Here is an 18,926-nt window from a genome sequence, read left to right on the forward strand (position 1 = left end):
GCCCGGCCCGGACCGTGCCACCGCTGCACCGCCCCTCGGACACCGCTCACGTGAGCGGTGTCCGAGGCACGCCGCGACACCGGGTCGAGCGACCACGGCTGCTCGCCCGGATCGAGAGCGCGCTGCAGACCGGTCGACCCGTCGTGGTCGCCGGCCCGCCACGGGCCGGCGTCACCACCCTGGTCCGGCACTGGGCGTCGGAGACCGAGCGGACCGTCGTGACCGGACTGACACCCGGCGACCAGGACGACGACGCCGTCCTGGTGGTCGACGACGCGCACCTGTTCGGCGCCGAGGGCCTCCACGCGCTCCTCGCCCGTGCCACCGACGTCCCCGTGGTCCTGGCCGGCGGGGCGGGCCCGACGCTCGACCGGATCGCCGCGGACACCCACGCGGTCGTCCTCGACGGCGCGGACCTCGCCTTCGACGCCACCGAGGCCGCGACCCTGCTCGGGCGGAGCGTCGGCGTCGTCGTCGCCCCGGTCGTCGTCGCACGCACCGTCGACGGCGTCGGCGGGCTGGTGGGCGTGCTCGCCGCCGCGGCCGCCGCCGTCGCCGCCGAGGACCGTCCGCCCGTCGACCTCGGCAGCCGCTTCCACGCCGCCGTCGACACCGCCACGGCCGACTGGATCGGCACCGTCGAGGACCCCGCGCTGCGGAGCTTCGCCGAACGCGCCGCCGTCGTCCGGTCGGCGCCCGTCGCGTTCCTCGCGGAGCTCGCGGACGACCCGTCGGTCGACCCCGTCGCGGTGTGCCGCGCGGCCGCGGCTGCTGGACTCGGCACCGTCCGCGGGCAGGGCTTCACCTGGTTCGACGCCACCGCCGGCGCACTCCGGGCCGCCGGCGCCGCACGCGACCCCGACCGGCAGCGCGAGGTGGCACGACGGGCAGCGGCCTGGGCGATCACCCACGACGACACCGTCACCGCCGTGGACGCCGCCGTGCAGCTCGACGACCTCGAGCTGCTCTCCGACGTGCTGACGACCGCCTGGACCCGGCTGACCGGTCCCGGAGCGCCGACCATCGCGCGGCTGCTCGACCCGGTCCGACCCCGTCGGGCGGCCCGGTACCCTGTCGTCCTCGCCGCCATCGCGCGCGCCGAGTCCACCGCCGACCGGCACCACGCACGGGCGTCCCGGGTGAACGCCGCCGTCGTGCCCTCCGTCGCCGCCGTCATCGGGACCGCCCACCCGGCCGAGGCGGTCTTCCTCGCCGCGATCGAGATGCAGTCCCGTCGCATCACCGGCGACGACGCCGGCGCGCAACGCGCGGCGGACGCGGTCCGCGCACGCCTCGCCGCGCTCGACGCGACGGCCACCGACCGACTGGCACCGCGCCTCCCGTTCGTCCTGCAGCAGCTCGCCGCCACCGCGCTGACCGCGGGGGACGTCGAGACGGCGCTCGCGACCCTGGTGCACGTCGAGCCGACCGACGGGCCGGACGGAGCGCTGCAACGCGCCGCCGCCGACGGGCTGACCGCGCTCGTGCACGCCCTGGCCGGCGAGGTCGACGTCGCCCGGCGACTGCTCTCGGTCGACGGCGTGCTCGACCTGCCCACCGGCGCACTGGCGAGCGCCGTCGTCGCGCTCGAGGACGGCGACACCGCCACCGTCCTCGCGCTGCTGCACCGCGTCGACCCGCTCTTCGGGGCGTTCGAGCACTGGCCCCTCGTCCTCACCCTGCGGGCGCGCGCCACGACCATCGCCGGACGCGTGCCGCCGGCCGACCAGCTCGCCGCGCTCGACGCCGAGGCGCAGCGCTACCGGATGCGGGCGGTCGCGGGCGGGGTCGGCGCCCGGCTGCTCGGACGGGCGCGCGTGCGGCTGCAGCTCGCCGCCGGACAGCTGCCGCAGGCGGAGCGGGGCCTCGAGGCCCTCGGCCCCGTCCAGGGCTGGAACGCCGCGGAGCACGTCGGTCTCGCGCTCGCCCGCAACGAGCCGCAGCGTGCCCTCGACCTCGTCACCGCCGTCTTCGCGCAGGGCGGCCGGTACGAGGCACGGACGACCGCACTGCTCGTGCTGCTCCGCGCGGTGGCGCTGCGGCGGACCGGGGACGTGCACGGCGCGGTCGCGTCCTTCTGCGAGGCCGTCGACATGTTCGACCGGCACGGCATGCGCGCGGAGCTGCTCACCCCGCCCCGCGACGACGTCCTGCAGCTGCTCGAGGTCGCCGACGACGCCCGGGCGCGGGCGCTGTTCGCCTCGGTGTCGTCCCTGTCGTCGGTGATGCCCGGACCCGACGTGTCGGTGGTGCTGTCCGAGCGGGAGTCCGTGGTGCTCGCACTGCTGGCCGCCCCGCACAGCGTGCCCGGGATCGCGGCGGAGCTGCACGTGTCGGTGAACACGGTGAAGACGCAGGTCCGCAGCGTCTACCGGAAGCTCGGGGTGTCGTCCCGGCGCGACGCCGTCGAGCAGGCGCGGTTGCTGGGGTTGCTGGCGCCGTAGGGCGGGGCGGAGGCCGCCTGCTCGGCGCGGCGGGTGTCGGGGCGTCGCCTGCTCAGCGCGGCGGGGCGGCGCTTGGTGAGCAGAAGGTGTTGGGTCGGAGGCGCGGACTCGACCTTTTCTGCTCAGGAAGTGCTCGCGGCGGGGAGCCCCGCCCGCCCATCAGCGCGGCGCAGTGGTGCGGCGCGCGACGAGCCGGGGCTCGACGAGGACCTCGGTGGCGGCCACCGTGGGGTCGGCGATCCGCGCGAGCAGCCGTTCACCGGCACCGCGGCCGATCTCGACGCTGCGGTCGTCGATGCTCGTGAGTCCCACGTAGCGCGTCGCCGCGACGGGGGTGTCGTCGTAGCCGATGACCGAGACGTCCTCGGGGACGCGGAGGCCCCGCTCCGCCAGCTCGGACATCGCGCCGAGCGCCATGACGTCGTTCGCCGCGAAGACCGCCGTGACGTCGGGGTGCTCGTCGAGCAGCGCCCGCAGGCCGCGTGAACCGGCGTCCTCGGTGGGCTCCTCCGGCAGGACCGTGACGCACACCGAGGCACGCCCGGACGCCGCGGCCTCGAACCCGGCGCGCCGTTCGGCGGAAGCGGCCGAGCGTGCGCCGACGAAGCCGAGCCGCGTGTGGCCGAGGTCGAGCAGGTGCTCCGCGGCCATGCCGCCACCGGCGCGGTCGTCGTTCGCCACCGTGTCCGCGCGGGGGATCGACACACGGCCGCCGGCGATCACCAGCGGCATCGAGGCCGGGATCGCCAGGTCGGTGTCCGGCTCACCGGCGATGACGATGCCCTCGACACGCATGGACAGGAAGCCCTCCACCGGCGAGGCGTCGAGCCCCGTGTTGAGGAACCGGTCGGCGACGACGAGCCGGTGGCCCTGGTCCTGCAGGGACTCGCGCAGACCGGTGAGCAGGTCGACGAACCACTGGTTCCGGAAGTCGTCGAGCACCACGCCCACGGTCCGGCTGCGCGTGCCCGCGAGCGAGACCGCGGCCGTCGAGGGCCGGTAGTCGAGCTCCTGGATGGCCTTGAGCACGGCCTCGCGACGTTGGTCGCTCACCCGCGGTGACCGCTGCAACACCAGGGAGACGAGGGACTTGGACACCCCGGCGCGCGCGGCGACGTCGTAGATGGTCGCGGGCTTGCCGTCTCCCATGATGCGCTTCGACCTCCGTTGGTTCGTGCGTCGATCGTAGCGGGCGGCGCGACCGGGCACTCCGACGGCGTCGAGTGAGCAGAAGACGATGGGTACTGCACACTGACCCGCCGTCTTCTGCTCACTCGGTTGTGCGGCGTGGAGTGTGTGGCGGCGTGTTGATGGCGGCAGGGGGAGTGGGGTACCAGTCCTCCACACTGGAGGCACGGGGTGCGTCGTCCACGCGCGGTGCTGCCGTGCCCCGGGCAGGGGCGCGGTGCGCGATCGTGTCCGGCATGCGACCACGTCCACTTCCCCCGTCACTCCGGGGGCGACCGTTCGACGTCGGAGCGGCCGACCGCGCGGGTGTCCCTCGTGCGCGGCTCCAGCGTCGGGACCTCGTCCGCCCGACCCGCTCGGTGCGCTGGGAGCGGGACCACCCTCCGGACGCGGTGCAGCGCATCCGTGCGCTGCGTCCGGTCCTGCTGCCCGGCCAGTTCGTCAGCCACCTGTCGGCAGCCGTGCTCTGGGGGCTCCCGGTCCCGCAGACGGTGGACGCCCCCGTGCACGTCACGAGCATCCTGCCCCAGGCGCAGCCTCGCCGCGCCGGTGTGGTCGGGCACCGGGTGACGGCTGCACACGCCTCGATCCGATCACGTCACGGGGTTCCCGCGAGCAGTCCGGCCACCCTCTGGATCGAGTGCGGGACGGTGCTCGACGTCGATCAGCTCGTCGTGCTCGGCGACGCGATCGTCACCGAGCGCCGCTGTGCGACGACGCCGGACGACCTCGCCGCCGCGCTCGCTGCGGTCGGTGCTCGGCGCGGGGTACGGAAGCTGCGTGCGGCGCTCGAGCTCGTGCGCGTGGGCGCCGGTTCGCCGCAGGAGACCCGGGCGCGGTTGGCGATCGTGCGCGCCGGGCTGCCCGAGCCGGAGCTGCAGGTCGACGTGTTCGACGAGGCCGGGCGCTTCGTCGGCAGGGTCGACATGGCGTACCCGGAGCAGCGCATCGTCGTCGAGTACGAGGGCGACCACCACCGGACCGATGCCGAACAGTGGGGCCGAGACCTCCGCCGCTACCGTGCGATGGAACGACTCGGGTGGGCGGTCGTCCGGTGGACCAAGTCCGACCTGAGCACGAGCACGAACGGCGCGATCGACCACCTGCGGACATTGCTCGCGTGCACGACGTCCCGGGTCCGGCGAGCATCGCGCACCGAGTGAGCAGAAGACGACGCCTCGTTCGGAGACACTCGTCATCTTCTGCTCACTCGCGAGTGCGGCCCGCGCCCGCGGCGTCGCACGGCGCGCCCGCGGCCCGACCGCCCCGCCCTACCCGATCAGGCTCGGGCGCAGGTCGCGCAACGTGCGGGAGCGGGTCTGCCGCGCCGTCACCACGAAGGACACCAGGAGCGCACCGAGCAACCAGCACAGCAGCACGCCCGCGTCCGACCACGCGGCGCCGAGGTCCCCGCCGTACATCGTCTGCCGGATCGCGTCGACGGAGTAGGTCATCGGCAGCGCGAAGTGCAGCGCCGCCAACGGCCCCGGCAGGGTCTGCCACGGGAACGTGCCGCCGGCGGTGACGAGCTGCACGAGCATGAGCACGAGCCCGAGGAACTGTCCGACCGACCCGAGCAGCACGTTGAGCGCCATGATGATCGCGGCGAAGGTCGCCGAGGCCAGCACCATGACGCCGATGGTGCCGCCGGCGTGCACGACGTCGAGGTCGAGCGCGAACCGCACGATCAGGAACAGCGCCGCCATCTGCACGAGTCCGAGCAGTGCCGGGGTCAGCCAGCCGCCGAACACCACCGCGAGGGGCTTGCGTGCCGCCGTGATGGCACGCTTCGAAATCGGCTTGAGGATGAGGAACAGCGCGTACATGCCGATCCAGGCCGCCAGCGAGATGAAGAACGGGGCGAGGCCGGCGCCGTAGTTCGACGCGGCGGCGACGTTGTCGTCCCCGACGGTGACCGGGTCGGAGATGACCGAGGCCTGCGACTCCCGCTGCGAGGCGTCCGACGCCGGGATCTTCGTGCGGCCCTCGTCGAGCGAGTGGGCCAGCTTCGCCGAGCCCTTCTTCAGCTCGTCCAGGCCCGAGGCGAGCGACGAGGCGCCTCGGTCCGCAGCGGCCGCGCCCGATGCGAGCGACGCAGCACCCGACGACAGCGTGGGAGCGGCCGCCGCCAGCTTCGACGTGCCGGCAGCGACCTGCGAGGCGCCCGAGGACAGCGTGGACGCACCGGTCGCCGCCGAGGAGATGCCGGAGGCGAGCGTGGGCGCCGCGGACGCGAGCGACGACGTGCCGGCCGCGACCTGCGCGGAGCCGTCGCGCAGCCGGTCGACCGAGGTCTTCGTGGTCTCGTAGGTGCTCTTCGCCGAGGCGCCGGCGCTGTTGACCCGGGTGACGGCCTCGGTGACGGTCGCTTTCAGCGCGGCCTGCTGCTCCTCCGTGAGCTCGACGCCCTCGGGCAGGTTGTCGGTGATGTCGGCGAGCACGGTGGCGGCGTCGACGGGCCGGAGCGACTCGACGTCGGCGCTGTACGAGTCGATCGTGTCGGCGAGCTGCTCGTTGCCGGCGGCGACCTGCTGCGCTCCCGCGTTGAGCTGCTGCGTCTGCGCGGGCAGTGCGGCGGTCTGCTGCTGCGCGCTCGCGAGTCCGGACGCCAGGGTCGACGCGCCGGACGCGACCTGCTGTGCGCCGCTGTCGAGGCGCTGGGTCTGGGAGGGCAGGGACGCCGTGCCGTCGGCGAGCGAGGCGGCTCCGGCGGAGAGCTGCGCGGTGCCGTCGGCGAGCGTGTGCGCTCCGGTGTCCGCCTTCGCCGAGCCGGAGGCGAGCTGGTCGGCGCCGTCGACGGCGTCGCCGAGGCTGTCGCGGACGTCGGCGAGCCCGACGAGCAGGGACTTCGCGGCCTGCTTGCCGACCCGTTCGGCGACGGCGGTGCGCATGGTCTTGCCCGCCTGCTCGGCGATGGTCGACGCCAGGTACGAGTTCGTGTCGGCGGTCGTCATGACGAGCTGCGCCTGCGTGGGGTCGTCGGACTGTGCGGAGACCAGGTGCTCGGAGAAGTCGTGCGGGATGGTCACGACGAAGTCGTAGGTGCCGTTCCGGACGCCGGAGCGGGCGTCGGCGGCGGTCGTCTCGGTCCACTTGAAGTCGCCGCCGTCGATCGCCTCGTCCGCGACGTCGGTGCCGTAGTCGACGTGGTCGCCGTCGAGCGTGGCACCGGCGTCGAGGTCGACGATCGCGGCGGGGATCTGGTCGAGCTTGGCGTACGGGTCGCGGTTCGCCCACAGGTAGGCGCCGCCGTAGAGCAGCGGCACGATCATGAGCGCGATGAACGCGAGTCGTGCGAGCGGGGTCGCGGTGAGTCGCGCCAGTTCGGCGCGGACGAGCGAGGTGGTGGTCACGGGGTTGCCTCCGTCGGGACGGTTGCGGATTCTGCGGTGACGGACGGGGCGGACGGGAGGCCCGGCTCGGTTCCGTCGGACAGGGCCGCGTCGTCGGGACCCTCGGGCTGGGACGCGTCGGTCGCGTCGATGGTGTCGAGCAGGGCCTCGACGGTCGCCGCGGCGGCCTTCGAGGTGACGAGCACGACGGTGACGCCGCGCCGGGCGACGTCGCGGACGACGGTGAACCAGTCCTCGACGGCGCCGCCGTGCCGCTCGGGCGAGGTGATGACGACGCCGGTCACGCCGTCGCGGAGCAGGGCGAGTTCGACGAGCAGGCGGACGCGCACGGCCGTCGGCACGCGCTGCACGGCGGTGTCCGCGTACTGCCGGAGGCCGAGTTCGTCGAGCACCGTGTCGACGTGCGCGCGGCTGGGCCGCCGGTCGGCGAAGGCGAGCTCCTCGCGCACGACCTGCTGCACGGTGAGCACGGGGAAGGGCTCGGCGATGCCGGGGGTGTCGACGAGGGCGACGGTGCGGCGCACGGCGGCGGCGTCCTCGTGCCCGTCGAGCAGCAGCCGCCCGGTGTCGGGCCGCATCCGGCCGCCGGCGACGAGCGAGGCGAGCACGGGGGACTGCTCGGTCTCGACGGCGACGACCCCGGGGCGCCCGGGAGCGGCGACGGCGGAGACGACGGGCAGTGCGGCACCCGGCTCGTCACCGATGCCGACGTGGTCGAGTTCGAGTGTCATGCGGGCTCCTTCGCGGAGGGGGTGGCCACGGGTTCGGAGAGCAGGGCGGTGCGCCAGTCGATGCCGGCCATGCCGAGCGCGGACAGCACGACCATGCGGCGGCCGTCCTCGTCCGGCGTCCCGGAGCGGGTGGCCTCGTCGAGCACGGCGATGCAGGCGCCCTCGACCAGGCGTCCGAGCGTGGCGGGGTCGACGTCGTCGCGCATCGTGCCGTCGGCGATCCCGAGGGCGCACGCGTCGCGGACCTGGGCGCGCAGGGGTGCGAACACCTCGGCGACGGGTTCGGCGAAGGGGCTCCGGACGGCGACCCGGGCCATCGACCGGACGTGCGAGACCTCGGACCACAGCGTCACCGCGATGGCGGCGAGGCGGGCGGCCGGGGGGAGTTCCTGCAGGTCGGAGCCGGTCGGCATGGCCGCGGCGATCCGGGCGGCCCCGGCCGTGACGACCTCGCGCACGAGGTCGTCGCGGGAGGGGAAATGTCCGTACACCGCGCGCCGGGACAGTCCGGCGGCCGCGGCGATGGTCTCGATCGACGCGTCGGGGTCACGCTGGAGACAGGTCTTCGCGGCGTCGATGAGGGCTGCCCGGTTCTCCGTGGCGTCGCGGCGGGGCGCACGGACGGGCTGGTCGGCGGTGGTCACGACCCCAAGCGTAATAACCTGCACACAGGTGTGCAAGTTAACAGGGAGGCTGTCGCTCGCGTCCCCCGCACGGGGGTGTCCCCCAAAGTGCGGACTGCCCATTCTGAGCGTCAACACATAGCTTCACAGGAATCTGATGCGAACCACGGACTGAGCCAGGAGTGCCCTCTTTGAACCGTGCAACACCGAACCCGAACCCGAATCCCTCCCCACACCGCTTCACACGCGTCCTGACCGCCGGCCTCGCCGTCGCGGCCCTCGCGTGCGGTGGCCTCGCAGTCGGGGGTGCGGCTTCGGCGGCTCCCGCCGGGACCTCGGTGGCCGACCTCAAGCTCGCGGCACCCCTGCGCGATGCGAAGCCCTCGAAGACCGTCTCGGCCTTCATCCGCACGACCGGCAAGGGCGCGCTCGAGGTGGACGCCCAGGCGAAGGGCGGCGACCTCAGCCGGTCGAAGTCCCCCTCGACGCAGGCGAAGCAGCGCGTCGAGGCGATCCGGTCGACGACCGAGGCCGTCAGCGCCGCCGTCAAGAAGGCGGACAAGGGCTCGAAGGAGCTCTACGCGACCGAGTACACCGTCCCCGGTGTCGCGGTCGTCGCCGACGTCTCGGCGCTGTCGGCGATCGCGAAGCGTCCCGACGTCGAGAGCGTCATCCCGCTCACGCCGAAGAAGGTCGTCGAGCCGACGGTCCTGCCGGACGCCGGCGTCGCCCCGTCGGGCGTCGACCCGAGCCTCGTCAAGCCCGGCGTGGACGGCGCCGCGCCGAAGAACGCGGCGAGCGACATCTACACGCGCTCGCTCGACGCCTGGCAGCAGACCGGCCACACCGGCAAGGGCATCAACGTCGCCGTGCTCGACACCGGCCTCGACTACACGCAGGCCGACTTCGGCGGCCCCGGCACCACCGAGGCGTACGCCACGGCGCTGGCGAACGCGAGCGGTGGCGCCCCGGACCCGAGCCTGTACGACGGCTCGAAGTTCCTCGGCGGCTACGACTTCGCCGGTGCGACGTACAACGCCGACCCGTCGGACCCGGCGTCCTACGACCCGGTGCCCGCTCCGGACGAGAACCCCATCGACGGCAAGGGCGGCGACCACGGCACCCACGTCGCGGGCACGATCGCGGGCTACGGCCTGACCGCCGACAAGCAGACCTTCGACGGCGACTACACGAAGCTCACCGCGCAGCAGGTCCAGGACATGTGGATCGGCCCGGGCACCGCGCCCGAGTCCGGCCTCTACGCCCTCAAGGTCTTCGGTGACAACGGTGGCTCCACCGACGTCACCGGTGCGGCGCTCGACTGGGTCGGCCGTGCGCTGACCGAGGGCAAGGACATCAACGTCCTCAACCTGTCGCTCGGCTCCGACTACGGCGCGCCGGACGACCCCGACAACGCCAAGATCGACGCGTTGACGGCCCGCGGGGTCCTGCCCGTGATCGCCTCGGGCAACGCCGACGACTTCACCGACATCGGTGGCTCGCCGGGCAACGCCGCCGGTGCGCTCACCGTCGCGGCCAGCGCGACCGGCCAGTCGCTGTTCGACGCCGTCGAGGCCACCGGGCCGTCGGACGTCGCCGGCACCTACCGTGCGCAGTACTCGCAGAACTTCACCGGCACCCTGCCGGTCGAGGGCGACGTCGTGGTCCCGACCGCGAACGTCGACGGCTGCGCGGCGTTCAGCGCCGACGACGCCGCGAAGATCGCGGGCAAGGTCGTCTGGCTCAAGTGGACCGACGCGGCGCTCGAGTGCGGCTCGGGCGTGCGCTTCAACAACGTCCAGGCTGCCGGCGGTGTCGGCGTCCTGCTGGCGGGCACGATCAACACCTTCGACTCCGGCATCGCGGGCAACGCGACGATCCCGGGCGCCGAGCTCACCCTCGACGCCGCGACGGCCCTGCGCGCCAGCGCCACGGCGGGGACCCTGCACGTGCGCTTCGCGGACGAGCTGAAGGGCTACGCGCTCGCCACCGACCCGGAGTCCGTGAACACGCTCGCGTCGTTCACCAGCCGCGGTGTGCACGGGTCGTTCGACGACATCGTGAAGCCGGACATCGCCGGTCCCGGTGTCAACGTCATCTCCGCCGCCAACGGCACCGGTGACGGTCGCATGTCGATGAGCGGCACCTCGATGGCCACCCCGGACGTCGCGGGCATCGCGGCGCTCACCTTCCAGTCGCACCCGCGGTGGAGTGCCCAGCAGGTCAAGGCCGCGCTGATGAACACCGCGACGCACGACGTCAAGGACGGCTCGCGTGCGGCGACCCTGCTCCGCCAGGGCACCGGCCGCGTCGACGCCCTGCAGGCCGTGACCACCGGCACCACCGTCCGGAGCGCGGAGAACGGCCAGCTGGTCACCGCGTCCTTCGGTGTCGTCGAGGTCGCCGGGAAGACGAGCGAGACCCGCACCCTCGAGATCCAGAACACCGACGGCTCGCCGCACACGTACGACGTGACGTACGAGCCGCAGGTGGACCAGCCCGGCGTGGCCTTCGCGCTGAGCACGAACCGGATCACCGTGCCGTCCGGCGTGACGAAGACGGTCGAGCTCACCTTCACGGTGGCCGACCCGACGGCGCTGCGCCGTGTCATCGACCCCACCCAGGAGCCGGTGCAGCAGAAGTACCAGCGCGAGTTCGTCGCCGCGGCCTCGGGCGTGGTGGCGTTCACGCCGACCGACTCGGCGGTCGACCCGATGCGGATCGGCACCTACGTGGCGCCGAAGCCGGTCAGCGCGGTGCGTGCCCGGACGACGGTGCCCTTCACCGGCCCCGGCAAGTCCGCGAACCTGACGCTGAAGGGCCGCTCGTTCGACCAGGGCGGCCTGACGAACGGCTACCACTCGACCGTCGCGCCGTTCGTGCTCGGCGGCACCGACCCGGCCGAGACGTTCCCGGAGGGCTCGGCGGCGCAGTCGCTGCGGGCGGCGGACGTGCTGTCCTACGGTGCGAGCTACGACAAGGCCTCGGACACGGTCGCCTTCGGCGTCCAGACCGCTGGTCCCGACGCCAACCCGGGCGCCGTGACCAACGTCGAGGTCCTCATCGACACCGATCGCGACGGCGAGCCCGACTACGTGGTCTACGACGTGAAGTCGGCTGCGGTCGACGCGACCCTCGCGACGACGGTCGACCTGGCGACGGGTGAGACGGTCGACGCGCAGCCGCTGAACGGCGGTGCGCCCGGCCAGGACGTCAACACCTTCGACAGCTCCGTGAAGGTGCTCACCGTCACCGGTGCCGCCATCGGCGCGACGGGCAAGTTCTCCTACTCGGTCCTGACCGAGTCGGCGTACGCCCCCGCGATCGCCACGGACGCCTCGTCGGTCGTGGACGAGACGAAGACCGTCACGTTCGACGTGTCGAAGCCGGCGCTGACGTTCAGCCAGGGCGGCACGTCCGGCGTGCTGTTCGCCGACGCGGGCAACCTCACGGTGACCCGTGCCTCCGGCGTGACGAGCGCCAAGGTGCTCGCCCTGCACCTCGGCAACGCCGCGGGTTCGCAGGCCGACGTCTCGACCATCCAGGTGACCCCGCCGACGCTCGCCCTGCAGAAGGGCAGCGCCGTGACGATCAGCGGCACCGCCAAGGTCGGTGCGACGCTCACGGCGAAGCCCGGCACCTGGGCCGCGAAGGCGACGTACAAGTACCAGTGGCTCCGTGACGGGAAGGCGATCACGACCGCCACGGGCTCGAAGTACACGCTGACGTCCTCGGCCGCCGGACACCGGTTCTCGGTCAAGGTGACGGCCCACGCCTCGGGGTACAAGGACGGTACGGCGACGTCGGGTTCGACCGCGAAGGTCGCTCGCCGCTAGTCGCACGCAGTCCCACCAGCACCGGTGCCGGGTCCCGTCCAGGGGCCCGGCACCGGTCTGTTCCCGGACGGTGCGGGAAGGGGACAGGTAGTTAGACAAACTAGCGAAGCGCTGTCAGGGTGGTCACCATGCAGAGCACGTTGAAGCAACTCCGGTCCAACCCGGTCGAGTGGCGGCGTCGTGGGCTCACCCCGCCGGACGTCATCCAGGCCATGATCGAGCAGCGCCTCGCCGAGCCCGGGCACGCGCAGCCCGTCGGTGATCCGTCGTACCAGGACTTCTTCCGCGTCTGATCGCGGAACGCACGGACCGACCGGACGGGAGGCCCGGTGCCAGCTGGCACCGGGCCTCCCGTCCGTCCGTCGTCACCGTCACGCGGGTGACGCGGAGGTGACCAGCCGATAGACTCGGGTGGACCACCGGCCCGTCGGTCGCGTGAGGTCCTCCGCCAACGTGAGGAGAACCAGATGCCCGCAGCAGTCATCATCGGCGCCCAGTGGGGCGACGAGGGCAAGGGGAAGGCCACCGACCTGCTCGGCAGCCGCATCGACTACGTCGTGAAGTTCAACGGCGGCAACAACGCCGGGCACACGGTCGTCGTCGGTGGCGAGAAGTACGCCCTGCACCTGCTGCCCTCCGGCATCCTGACCCCCGGTGTCACGCCGATCATCGGCAACGGCGTCGTCGTCGACCTCGAGGTCCTGTTCCAGGAGCTCGACGCGCTCAAGGCCCGCGGCGTCGACACCTCGAAGCTCCTCGTGTCCGCGAACGCGCACGTCATCACGCACTACCACCGCACCATCGACAAGGTGACCGAGCGCTTCCTCGGCAAGCGCCAGATCGGCACCACCGGTCGCGGCATCGGCCCGAGCTACGCGGACAAGATCAACCGCGTCGGCGTCCGCATCCAGGACATCTTCGACGAGAACATCCTGCGGCAGAAGGTCGAGGCGGCCCTCGACCAGAAGAACCACCTGCTGCTCAAGGTCTTCAACCGCCGCGCGATCGACCCGGAAGAGGTCGTCGAGTCGCTGCTGTCGTTCGCGGACCGCCTGCGGCCGATGGTCGCCGACACCGGGCTCGAGATCCACCGGGCGCTCGAGCGCGGCGAGACCGTCCTGTTCGAGGCCGGTCAGGCGACCATGCTCGACGTCGACCACGGCACGTACCCGTTCGTCACCTCGTCGTCGGCGACGGCCGGCGGCGCGGCGACCGGCTCGGGCATCGGCCCGGGCAAGCTCGAGCGGATCATCGGCATCGTCAAGGCGTACACGACCCGTGTCGGCGCCGGCCCGTTCCCGACCGAGCTCTTCGACGAGTCCGGCGAGTTCCTGCGCGCCAACGGCTTCGAGTTCGGCACCACCACCGGGCGCCCCCGTCGCTGCGGCTGGTACGACGCCCCGATCGCCCGGTACACGGCCCGGGTGAACGGCGTGACCGACTTCGTGCTCACGAAGCTCGACGTCCTGACCGGGCTCGAGACGATCCCGGTGTGCGTCGCGTACGAGGTCGACGGCGTCCGCGTCGACGAGGTCCCGGTGAACCAGTCCGACTTCCACCACGCGAAGCCCGTCTACCAGGACTTCCCGGGCTGGACCGAGGACATCACCGGCGCCCGGTCGTTCGACGACCTGCCGAAGAACGCGCAGGACTACGTGCTCGCCGTCGAGTCGATGTCGGGTGCGCGGATCTCCGCCATCGGTGTCGGCCCCGGCCGTGACGCCATCGTCGTCCGCCACGACCTGCTCGGCGCGGACCAGGCCTGACGTGCGGGTCCTGTTCGTCTGCAGCGGCAACATCTGCCGGTCGCCGCTCGGCGAGCAGGTCCTGACGGCACGGCTCGGCCCGGACGCCCCGGCGTTCCGGGTCGGGTCGGCCGGCACCATCGCCGACGACGGCGCCGCCATGGACGCCGCCGCCGCCGCGCAGTCGGCCCGACTCGGCGGCGACCCGTCCGGGCACGGGTCGCGGTACCTGACCGCGGCGATCGTCGACGACACCGACCTCGTGCTCACCGCCGAGCGGTCGCACCGGCAGGCCGTGGTGTCGCTCGTGCCGCGTGCCGCCCGCCGCACCTTCACGGTGAAGCAGTTCGCGCGCGTGCTCGACGGGCTCGAGCCCGGTGACCTGGCCGACGTGCACACCGCCGAGGCACTCGTCGAGCGGGTCGCGCGGCTGCGGGGGACCGTGCTGCCGCCGGCCGACCCCGCGGACGACGACGTGGACGACCCCTACCGCCGGTCCGAGGCCACGCACGCCCGGGTGGCGGACGAGCTCGACGCCGCGGTCAGCCGCATCGCGGACGCCCTGCGCGCCGTCGCCGCGGCCTGACCGCGCTCGACGACTGCCGCGCTCGTGGACGGCCGCCGGGTCACTCCGGCAGCCGGTACGACCCGATCGTGATCGTGTGTGCGCCCTGGCCCGCGAGCGCCCGGACGACGGCGTCGGCACGGGCCCGGTTCGGCACCGCGTCCTTCGCCGCCCACGCCGCGAGCGCCGACTGCAGTTCGTGCTGGTTCGTCACGACGGCCGTCGAGGCGCCGCCGCTCCGGTCCTCCGCCTGCACGTAGGCCATCGCCGTCGGCGACGAGTAGAACACGCAGGTGTCGAACCAAGTCCGGCGTGTGCCGGTCGCCGCGTCGACGAAGCCCGCCAGGCGGCGTGCCTGCACGCGGACCTGCTGCGCGGGAGCGGCGTTCTTCGCCTGCACGCGCACCTGCCACCAGTTCTCGGCCTCCTGCTCGTGGTTGAGCACGGTCCGGCTCTGCACCTGCACGGCGAACGGTGGCACGAGCGACGACTCGTCGAGCAGGTTCCGGAACGCCGGGTGCACCTCGCTCGGTCGACGGCCGTCGAAGACGATGCCGCCCCAGCGCTTGCTCTCGATGACCAGTCCGCGCCCGGCGTCGGAGACGAGCACGTGGTCCGCCTGTGCGACGAACCGCCGCCACGAGCCGCGCTCGGTCTCGTCGGCGGGGACGAACACGACGTTCGTCATGAGCACGCCGTTCAGCCCGGCAGCGATCGCGGCCTGGCGGATGACCTGCGCGGACGCTTCCTCCCACCGCATGCCGCTGCGCGCGAGGTCGCGGCTCTGCTCGGCGGCGGTCAGGGCGTCGCGTCGTGCGGCGTCGGCCTGGTCGAGGGAGCGCCGGTGCTCCGCGTCGCGGGCCTCGACCTGCTCGCGGTGCTCGGCGTCGAGCCGCGCGAGCTCGTCGGCGCGGGCACGCTCGGCGGCGTCGAGGTCGGAGCGGGCGGCGGATCGGAGTCGCCTCAGGACGAGCACCAGGACGACCACCACGACGGCGAGCCCCCCGGCGACCACCCACGGCACGAGGTCGCTGGTCATGACCCCACCCCACCACGTCGGGTCGCCGGAACGCCGCTGCCCGGCGGCGCGCCCGCGAACGTCGGACGGCGGGCACGGTGCTCGTCGCACCGTGCCCGCCGTCGGGTCGAGCGGTCGGACTACCGGTCCGTGCGCGGCAGGCGGGGCAGGGCGCCGAGGCGTCGGCGCACGAGCACCGCGGTGCCGAGGGTCAGCAGCAGGAGCGCCGCCACCCCGGCCAGGCCGAGGCCGTCCGCGCCGGTGAAGGCGAGCTCCCCGGAACCGTCCTGCGGACCGTCTGCGCCGGGGCCCTCGGCGCTCGGCGTCGGCGTGCCGGCGCCCGGCTGGGCGCCCGCACCCTCGTCGTCGGCACCGGGATCCTGGGTGCCGGGGTCACCGGCGCCCGGGTCCTGGGTGCCGGGGTCCTGGGTGCCGGGGTCCTGGGTGCCGGGGTCGCCGGGGTCGCCCGGTTCCTCCGCCGCGGGCACCGCGACCGCGAAGTCGACGGCTGCACCGCTCCGGGTCCCGATCGACTGCACGGCCTGCGCCGCCGCGGTCTCGAGCGCGCGGGCACGGGCCGCGGTGCCGGTCAGGGCGACCGTCCACCGGCCGTCCGCGGCGACCTCGGTGGTGCCGCGGACCGCGCCGGACAGGGTCACGGTGGCGCCGGGGTGGCCGGAACCGGTCACGGCGGTCGGCACGGCGTCGGTGCCCGGCTCGTCGACGGTCAGGGCGTCGAGGTCGGCGCGGGCGGTCAGCCACGAGTCGGCACCGATCGGGTGGTCGACCACGCGGGTCTCGCCGATGCAGCCGTTCCAGCCGTTCGTCGCGGCGTCGTCGACCCAGTCGCTGCCGAACAGCCACGGCATGCCGTCCTGCACGGTCTGGCCGCCGGTGTCGGTCGCGTTGCGGAGCACCGGGGCGCCGTCGACGTACATCGTGGTGGTGCGGGCGTCGACGTCGTTCACCAGGGCGACGTGCAGCCAGCGACCGGGGATGATCTCGCCCGACCACGCCGTGCGGTCACCCTTCGACGCGTCGGCGGTCACCTCGGTCCACTGGAACTCCTTGAGGTTCGAGATGCCGAGCGCCGCCGGCGACGCCGTCCAGTCCCAGCGGGTCTGCGGCACGCCGATCTGCGAGCGGTTGCCGCTGCGGACGATCGCCTTCGACCACGAGTTCGCGCCGTCGGTCCAGGACGGGTCGACCTCGAGGAACGTCTCGATCGTGTAGCCGTCCGGGAACGTGGCCCGGTCGACGGCGGTGTCCCCGGGCGAGGTGAGCGCGCTGAACCGCTTCGCCGCCTTGTCGGCGTTCGCGAAGCACAGGCCGGCACCGTCGGAGGACAGCGGGTGGGCATCGTCGACGATCGTGACGTCGCCGTCCTGCGCGGTCGGCGAGCCGGACTCGGCGTGCGTCAGGCGGGTGAGGTCGGCGTCCCCGACGACGTCGTCGACGGTCGCACCGGGAGCGAGCACACCGGCCGCCTGCTCACCGGGGCGCCACCAGGCCAGGGTGCCGTCGACGTCGGTGTGGTCGGCGCGGCCGCCGGGCAGCTCGGTCGTGGTGGGCGGCGCGCCCTCGAAGCCGTCGAGCAGCATCGCCCGCGCGCGGTCGTTCAGCGGCGGCTCGTCCGCGGAGCCGGCGCGGAAGTCCGGCGCGAAGCCCGCGAACCGGGTGCGGAAGTCGACCGGCACGGTGTAGCGCTGGTGGTCGCCGTCGAGCAGCGGCTGGTCGTACGAGGTGAGCGTCTCGGTCGGCTTCCACGTCACCCACGGCGACGCGGTCTGCATCGCGAGCGTGCCGTTCGTCAGGTCGAACTCGAGCAGCCCGAGGTAGCCGTCGCCGCCCTCGTAGTCCATCTGGTGGTCGATGAGCACCTGGGTCACGGCGTGGCCGGCGTCGTTCGTGCGGTTCTTCCACGTGCTGCCGTGGAAGTGCCCGTTCAGCGTCAGGAACACCTGGTCGTTCGGGGCGATGAGCTGCTTCCACAGGCGCTCGCCGTAGGCCGTGTCGACCGGGGTCAGGCCGTCGGTGGCGATGTTGATCACCTCGTGCGAGGTGAGGATCGTCGGCAGCGTCGGGTGCGCGGCGATGACCTGGTCCGCCCAGGCGAGGGTCTCGTCGGACGCGCGCCACGGCAGGGCGAGCGACAGGAACCGCTGGCCCTCGGCCTCGAAGACGTGGAACTGGCTCAGACCGGTGCGGTCGGTGCCGGACTCGACGGTCGGCTGGCCGGTGGCCCGGCTCGCCGGGAACGTCTGCAGGTAGGGCTCGGCGGCGAGGTCGTACGAGGTGTCGAACACGGTGTCCGCCGAGTTCCGGACGTCGTGGTTGCCCGTCGTCACGCTGTACGGCAGCCCGGCGTCGTCGAGCACGGACATCGCGCGGTCGGCCGCCTGCCACTCGCCGGGCTGCCCGACCTGGTCGACGACGTCGCCGACGTGGGTGACGAAGGGGATGTGCAGGTCGTCGGCGTGCTCGGCGAGCCACTGCGTCTGCACGTGGAACGGGTCGTCGCCGTACCGCGGCACGAACTGCGATGCCGAGTAGCGCGAGTAGAACTGCGTGTCCGGCAGCACGGCGAGCGTGAAGCGCGACGCGAGGTCGGCGTCCGGCGCGGCGGCCGCGGCGGCGGTCGGGGAGGAGGACAGGGTCGGCAGGCCGACGGCAGCGGCCACGGCGAGGGCGGTGGCCCCCAGCGCGGCGGACCTGCGGCGGGATCGGTGAGCGGTCACCCGACGATGGTCGCGGCGTCGTCTGTCGCGCCGGTTGCCTGTACGTGACCACAGCGTGAGCGGCGGGCGACGACGGACGCGGGATGCGCAGGCGGAGCCGCACCGGGCCTCCCGTCCGCTCGCCGGCTCACGTGGCAGCATGGCCGCATGCCCGTCGTCGAGTCCCGCTGTGTCGTGCCGGTCGACGCGCACGTCGCCTTCGCCGTCTCGCAGACGCAGGGCGCGATCCGGAAGCGGTGGGACCCGTTCATCCGGCGGCAGCACCTGATGGACGGCGCGACGGTGCCGGCGAAGGGCGTCCGGACCTCCACGGTGCAGCGCTTCGGGCTCCGGATGGAGAGCGAGTACGTGTCCTACCACCCGCCGTCGAACGTCGGGATGAAGATGACGAAGGGCTCGTGGTTCTTCGAGCGGATGGGCGGCGGGTGGCGCTTCACCCCCGTCGACGGGCAGCCCGGCTCCACGCTGGCGGTCTGGCGCTACAACTTCACCTGCCGGCCGAGGTGGTTGGCGCCCCTCGCCGAGCGGATCGGTGCGTTCGTGCTGCAACGGGACATCGACCGGCGGATCCGGGGCTTCGCTCGCGGCTGCGAGGACCCCGTCGTCCTCGCCCACCTGGCCGCCCAACGCACCGACTGAGCGGCCCGGGAGCACTTGCATCCTTCGATGGAACTCCGGCAGGTGC

Annotated in this window: 13 protein-coding genes; 7 read left to right on the forward strand and 6 right to left on the reverse strand. The window is 73.4% G+C overall.

The window, feature by feature from the left end:
• The first annotated feature begins 50 nt into the window (after window positions 1-50).
• Window positions 51-2,444, forward strand: a complete 2,394-nt coding sequence (locus tag BIU97_RS01375) for a LuxR C-terminal-related transcriptional regulator (protein ID WP_071296857.1) — start codon at window positions 51-53, stop codon at window positions 2,442-2,444.
• A 159-nt stretch (window positions 2,445-2,603) separates the two neighbouring features.
• On the opposite strand, the gene BIU97_RS01380 is transcribed toward BIU97_RS01375, so the two are convergent.
• Window positions 2,604-3,593 (reverse strand): LacI family DNA-binding transcriptional regulator, encoded by a 990-nt coding sequence (locus BIU97_RS01380; RefSeq protein WP_071296858.1) that lies wholly within the window; start codon window positions 3,591-3,593, stop codon window positions 2,604-2,606.
• Window positions 3,594-4,024: 431 nt separating this feature from the next.
• On the opposite strand from BIU97_RS01380, the gene BIU97_RS01385 reads away from it, so the two are divergent.
• On the forward strand, window positions 4,025-4,795 hold the full coding sequence (locus tag BIU97_RS01385; protein ID WP_175472390.1) for an endonuclease domain-containing protein: 771 nt from the start codon (window positions 4,025-4,027) through the stop codon (window positions 4,793-4,795).
• 108 nt (window positions 4,796-4,903) lie between these two features.
• Here the strand turns inward: BIU97_RS01385 and BIU97_RS01390 are convergent, their stop codons facing one another.
• The 3 genes from BIU97_RS01390 to BIU97_RS01400 are packed head-to-tail and all read right to left on the reverse strand — an operon-like array spanning window position 4,904 to window position 8,360.
• Window positions 4,904-6,985 (reverse strand): YhgE/Pip domain-containing protein, encoded by a 2,082-nt coding sequence (locus BIU97_RS01390; RefSeq protein WP_071296860.1) that lies wholly within the window; start codon window positions 6,983-6,985, stop codon window positions 4,904-4,906.
• Window positions 6,982-7,716 carry a hypothetical protein gene (locus BIU97_RS01395; protein ID WP_071296861.1) on the reverse strand — a complete coding sequence of 245 codons (735 nt, stop codon included), beginning with the start codon at window positions 7,714-7,716 and terminating at the stop codon, window positions 6,982-6,984. Before BIU97_RS01395 ends, BIU97_RS01390 begins: the two co-directional genes overlap by 4 nt.
• The gene (locus tag BIU97_RS01400) at window positions 7,713-8,360 is read right to left on the reverse strand and encodes a TetR/AcrR family transcriptional regulator (RefSeq protein WP_071296862.1); all 648 of its coding nucleotides are present in this window, start codon (window positions 8,358-8,360) and stop codon (window positions 7,713-7,715) included. The genes BIU97_RS01395 and BIU97_RS01400 overlap by 4 nt, the downstream gene beginning before the upstream one ends.
• 317 nt (window positions 8,361-8,677) lie before the next feature.
• Here BIU97_RS01400 and BIU97_RS01405 point away from each other — a divergent pair, with 317 nt between their 5' ends.
• The 4 genes from BIU97_RS01405 (at window position 8,678) to BIU97_RS01415 (ending at window position 14,506) form a co-directional block, all read left to right on the forward strand.
• Window positions 8,678-12,175 (forward strand): S8 family serine peptidase, encoded by a 3,498-nt coding sequence (locus BIU97_RS01405; protein ID WP_071296863.1) that lies wholly within the window; start codon window positions 8,678-8,680, stop codon window positions 12,173-12,175.
• Window positions 12,176-12,303: 128 nt separating this feature from the next.
• Window positions 12,304-12,468, forward strand: coding sequence for a hypothetical protein (locus tag BIU97_RS17865; protein ID WP_175472391.1), 165 nt, complete (start codon window positions 12,304-12,306; stop codon window positions 12,466-12,468).
• 174 nt (window positions 12,469-12,642) lie between these two features.
• The gene (locus BIU97_RS01410; RefSeq protein WP_071256888.1) at window positions 12,643-13,941 is read left to right on the forward strand and encodes an adenylosuccinate synthase; all 1,299 of its coding nucleotides are present in this window, start codon (window positions 12,643-12,645) and stop codon (window positions 13,939-13,941) included.
• Between the two features lies 1 nt (window position 13,942).
• A complete protein-coding gene (locus tag BIU97_RS01415) occupies window positions 13,943-14,506 on the forward strand; it encodes an arsenate reductase/protein-tyrosine-phosphatase family protein (protein ID WP_175472392.1) in 564 nt (187 codons plus the stop codon).
• Between the two features lie 40 nt (window positions 14,507-14,546).
• On the opposite strand, the gene BIU97_RS01420 is transcribed toward BIU97_RS01415, so the two are convergent.
• Window positions 14,547-15,524 (reverse strand): hypothetical protein, encoded by a 978-nt coding sequence (locus BIU97_RS01420; RefSeq protein ID WP_071296865.1) that lies wholly within the window; start codon window positions 15,522-15,524, stop codon window positions 14,547-14,549.
• A 119-nt stretch (window positions 15,525-15,643) separates the two neighbouring features.
• Window positions 15,644-18,241, reverse strand: coding sequence for a LamG-like jellyroll fold domain-containing protein (locus BIU97_RS01425; RefSeq protein ID WP_217640085.1), 2,598 nt, complete (start codon window positions 18,239-18,241; stop codon window positions 15,644-15,646).
• Window positions 18,242-18,388: 147 nt separating this feature from the next.
• On the opposite strand from BIU97_RS01425, the gene BIU97_RS01430 reads away from it, so the two are divergent.
• Complete coding sequence (locus BIU97_RS01430) at window positions 18,389-18,880, forward strand: SRPBCC family protein (protein WP_071296867.1); 492 nt, start codon at window positions 18,389-18,391, stop codon at window positions 18,878-18,880.
• The last annotated feature ends 46 nt before the right edge of the window (window positions 18,881-18,926 follow it).

Source organism: Curtobacterium sp. MCBA15_009 (assembly GCF_001864895.1).
GTDB lineage: Bacteria > Actinomycetota > Actinomycetes > Actinomycetales > Microbacteriaceae > Curtobacterium.

What these genes read in the sequence shown, in the direction of transcription:
- BIU97_RS01410 (WP_071256888.1), top strand. Translation starts at nt 12,643, where the DNA reads ATGCCCGCAGCAGTCATCATCGGCGCCCAGTGGGGCGACGAGGGCAAG.
- BIU97_RS17865 (WP_175472391.1), top strand. Translation starts at nt 12,304, where the DNA reads ATGCAGAGCACGTTGAAGCAACTCCGGTCCAACCCGGTCGAGTGGCGG.
- BIU97_RS01420 (WP_071296865.1), bottom strand. Translation starts at nt 15,524, where the DNA reads ATGACCAGCGACCTCGTGCCGTGGGTGGTCGCCGGGGGGCTCGCCGTC.
- BIU97_RS01430 (WP_071296867.1), top strand. Translation starts at nt 18,389, where the DNA reads ATGCCCGTCGTCGAGTCCCGCTGTGTCGTGCCGGTCGACGCGCACGTC.
- BIU97_RS01395 (WP_071296861.1), bottom strand. Translation starts at nt 7,716, where the DNA reads ATGACACTCGAACTCGACCACGTCGGCATCGGTGACGAGCCGGGTGCC.
- BIU97_RS01380 (WP_071296858.1), bottom strand. Translation starts at nt 3,593, where the DNA reads ATGGGAGACGGCAAGCCCGCGACCATCTACGACGTCGCCGCGCGCGCC.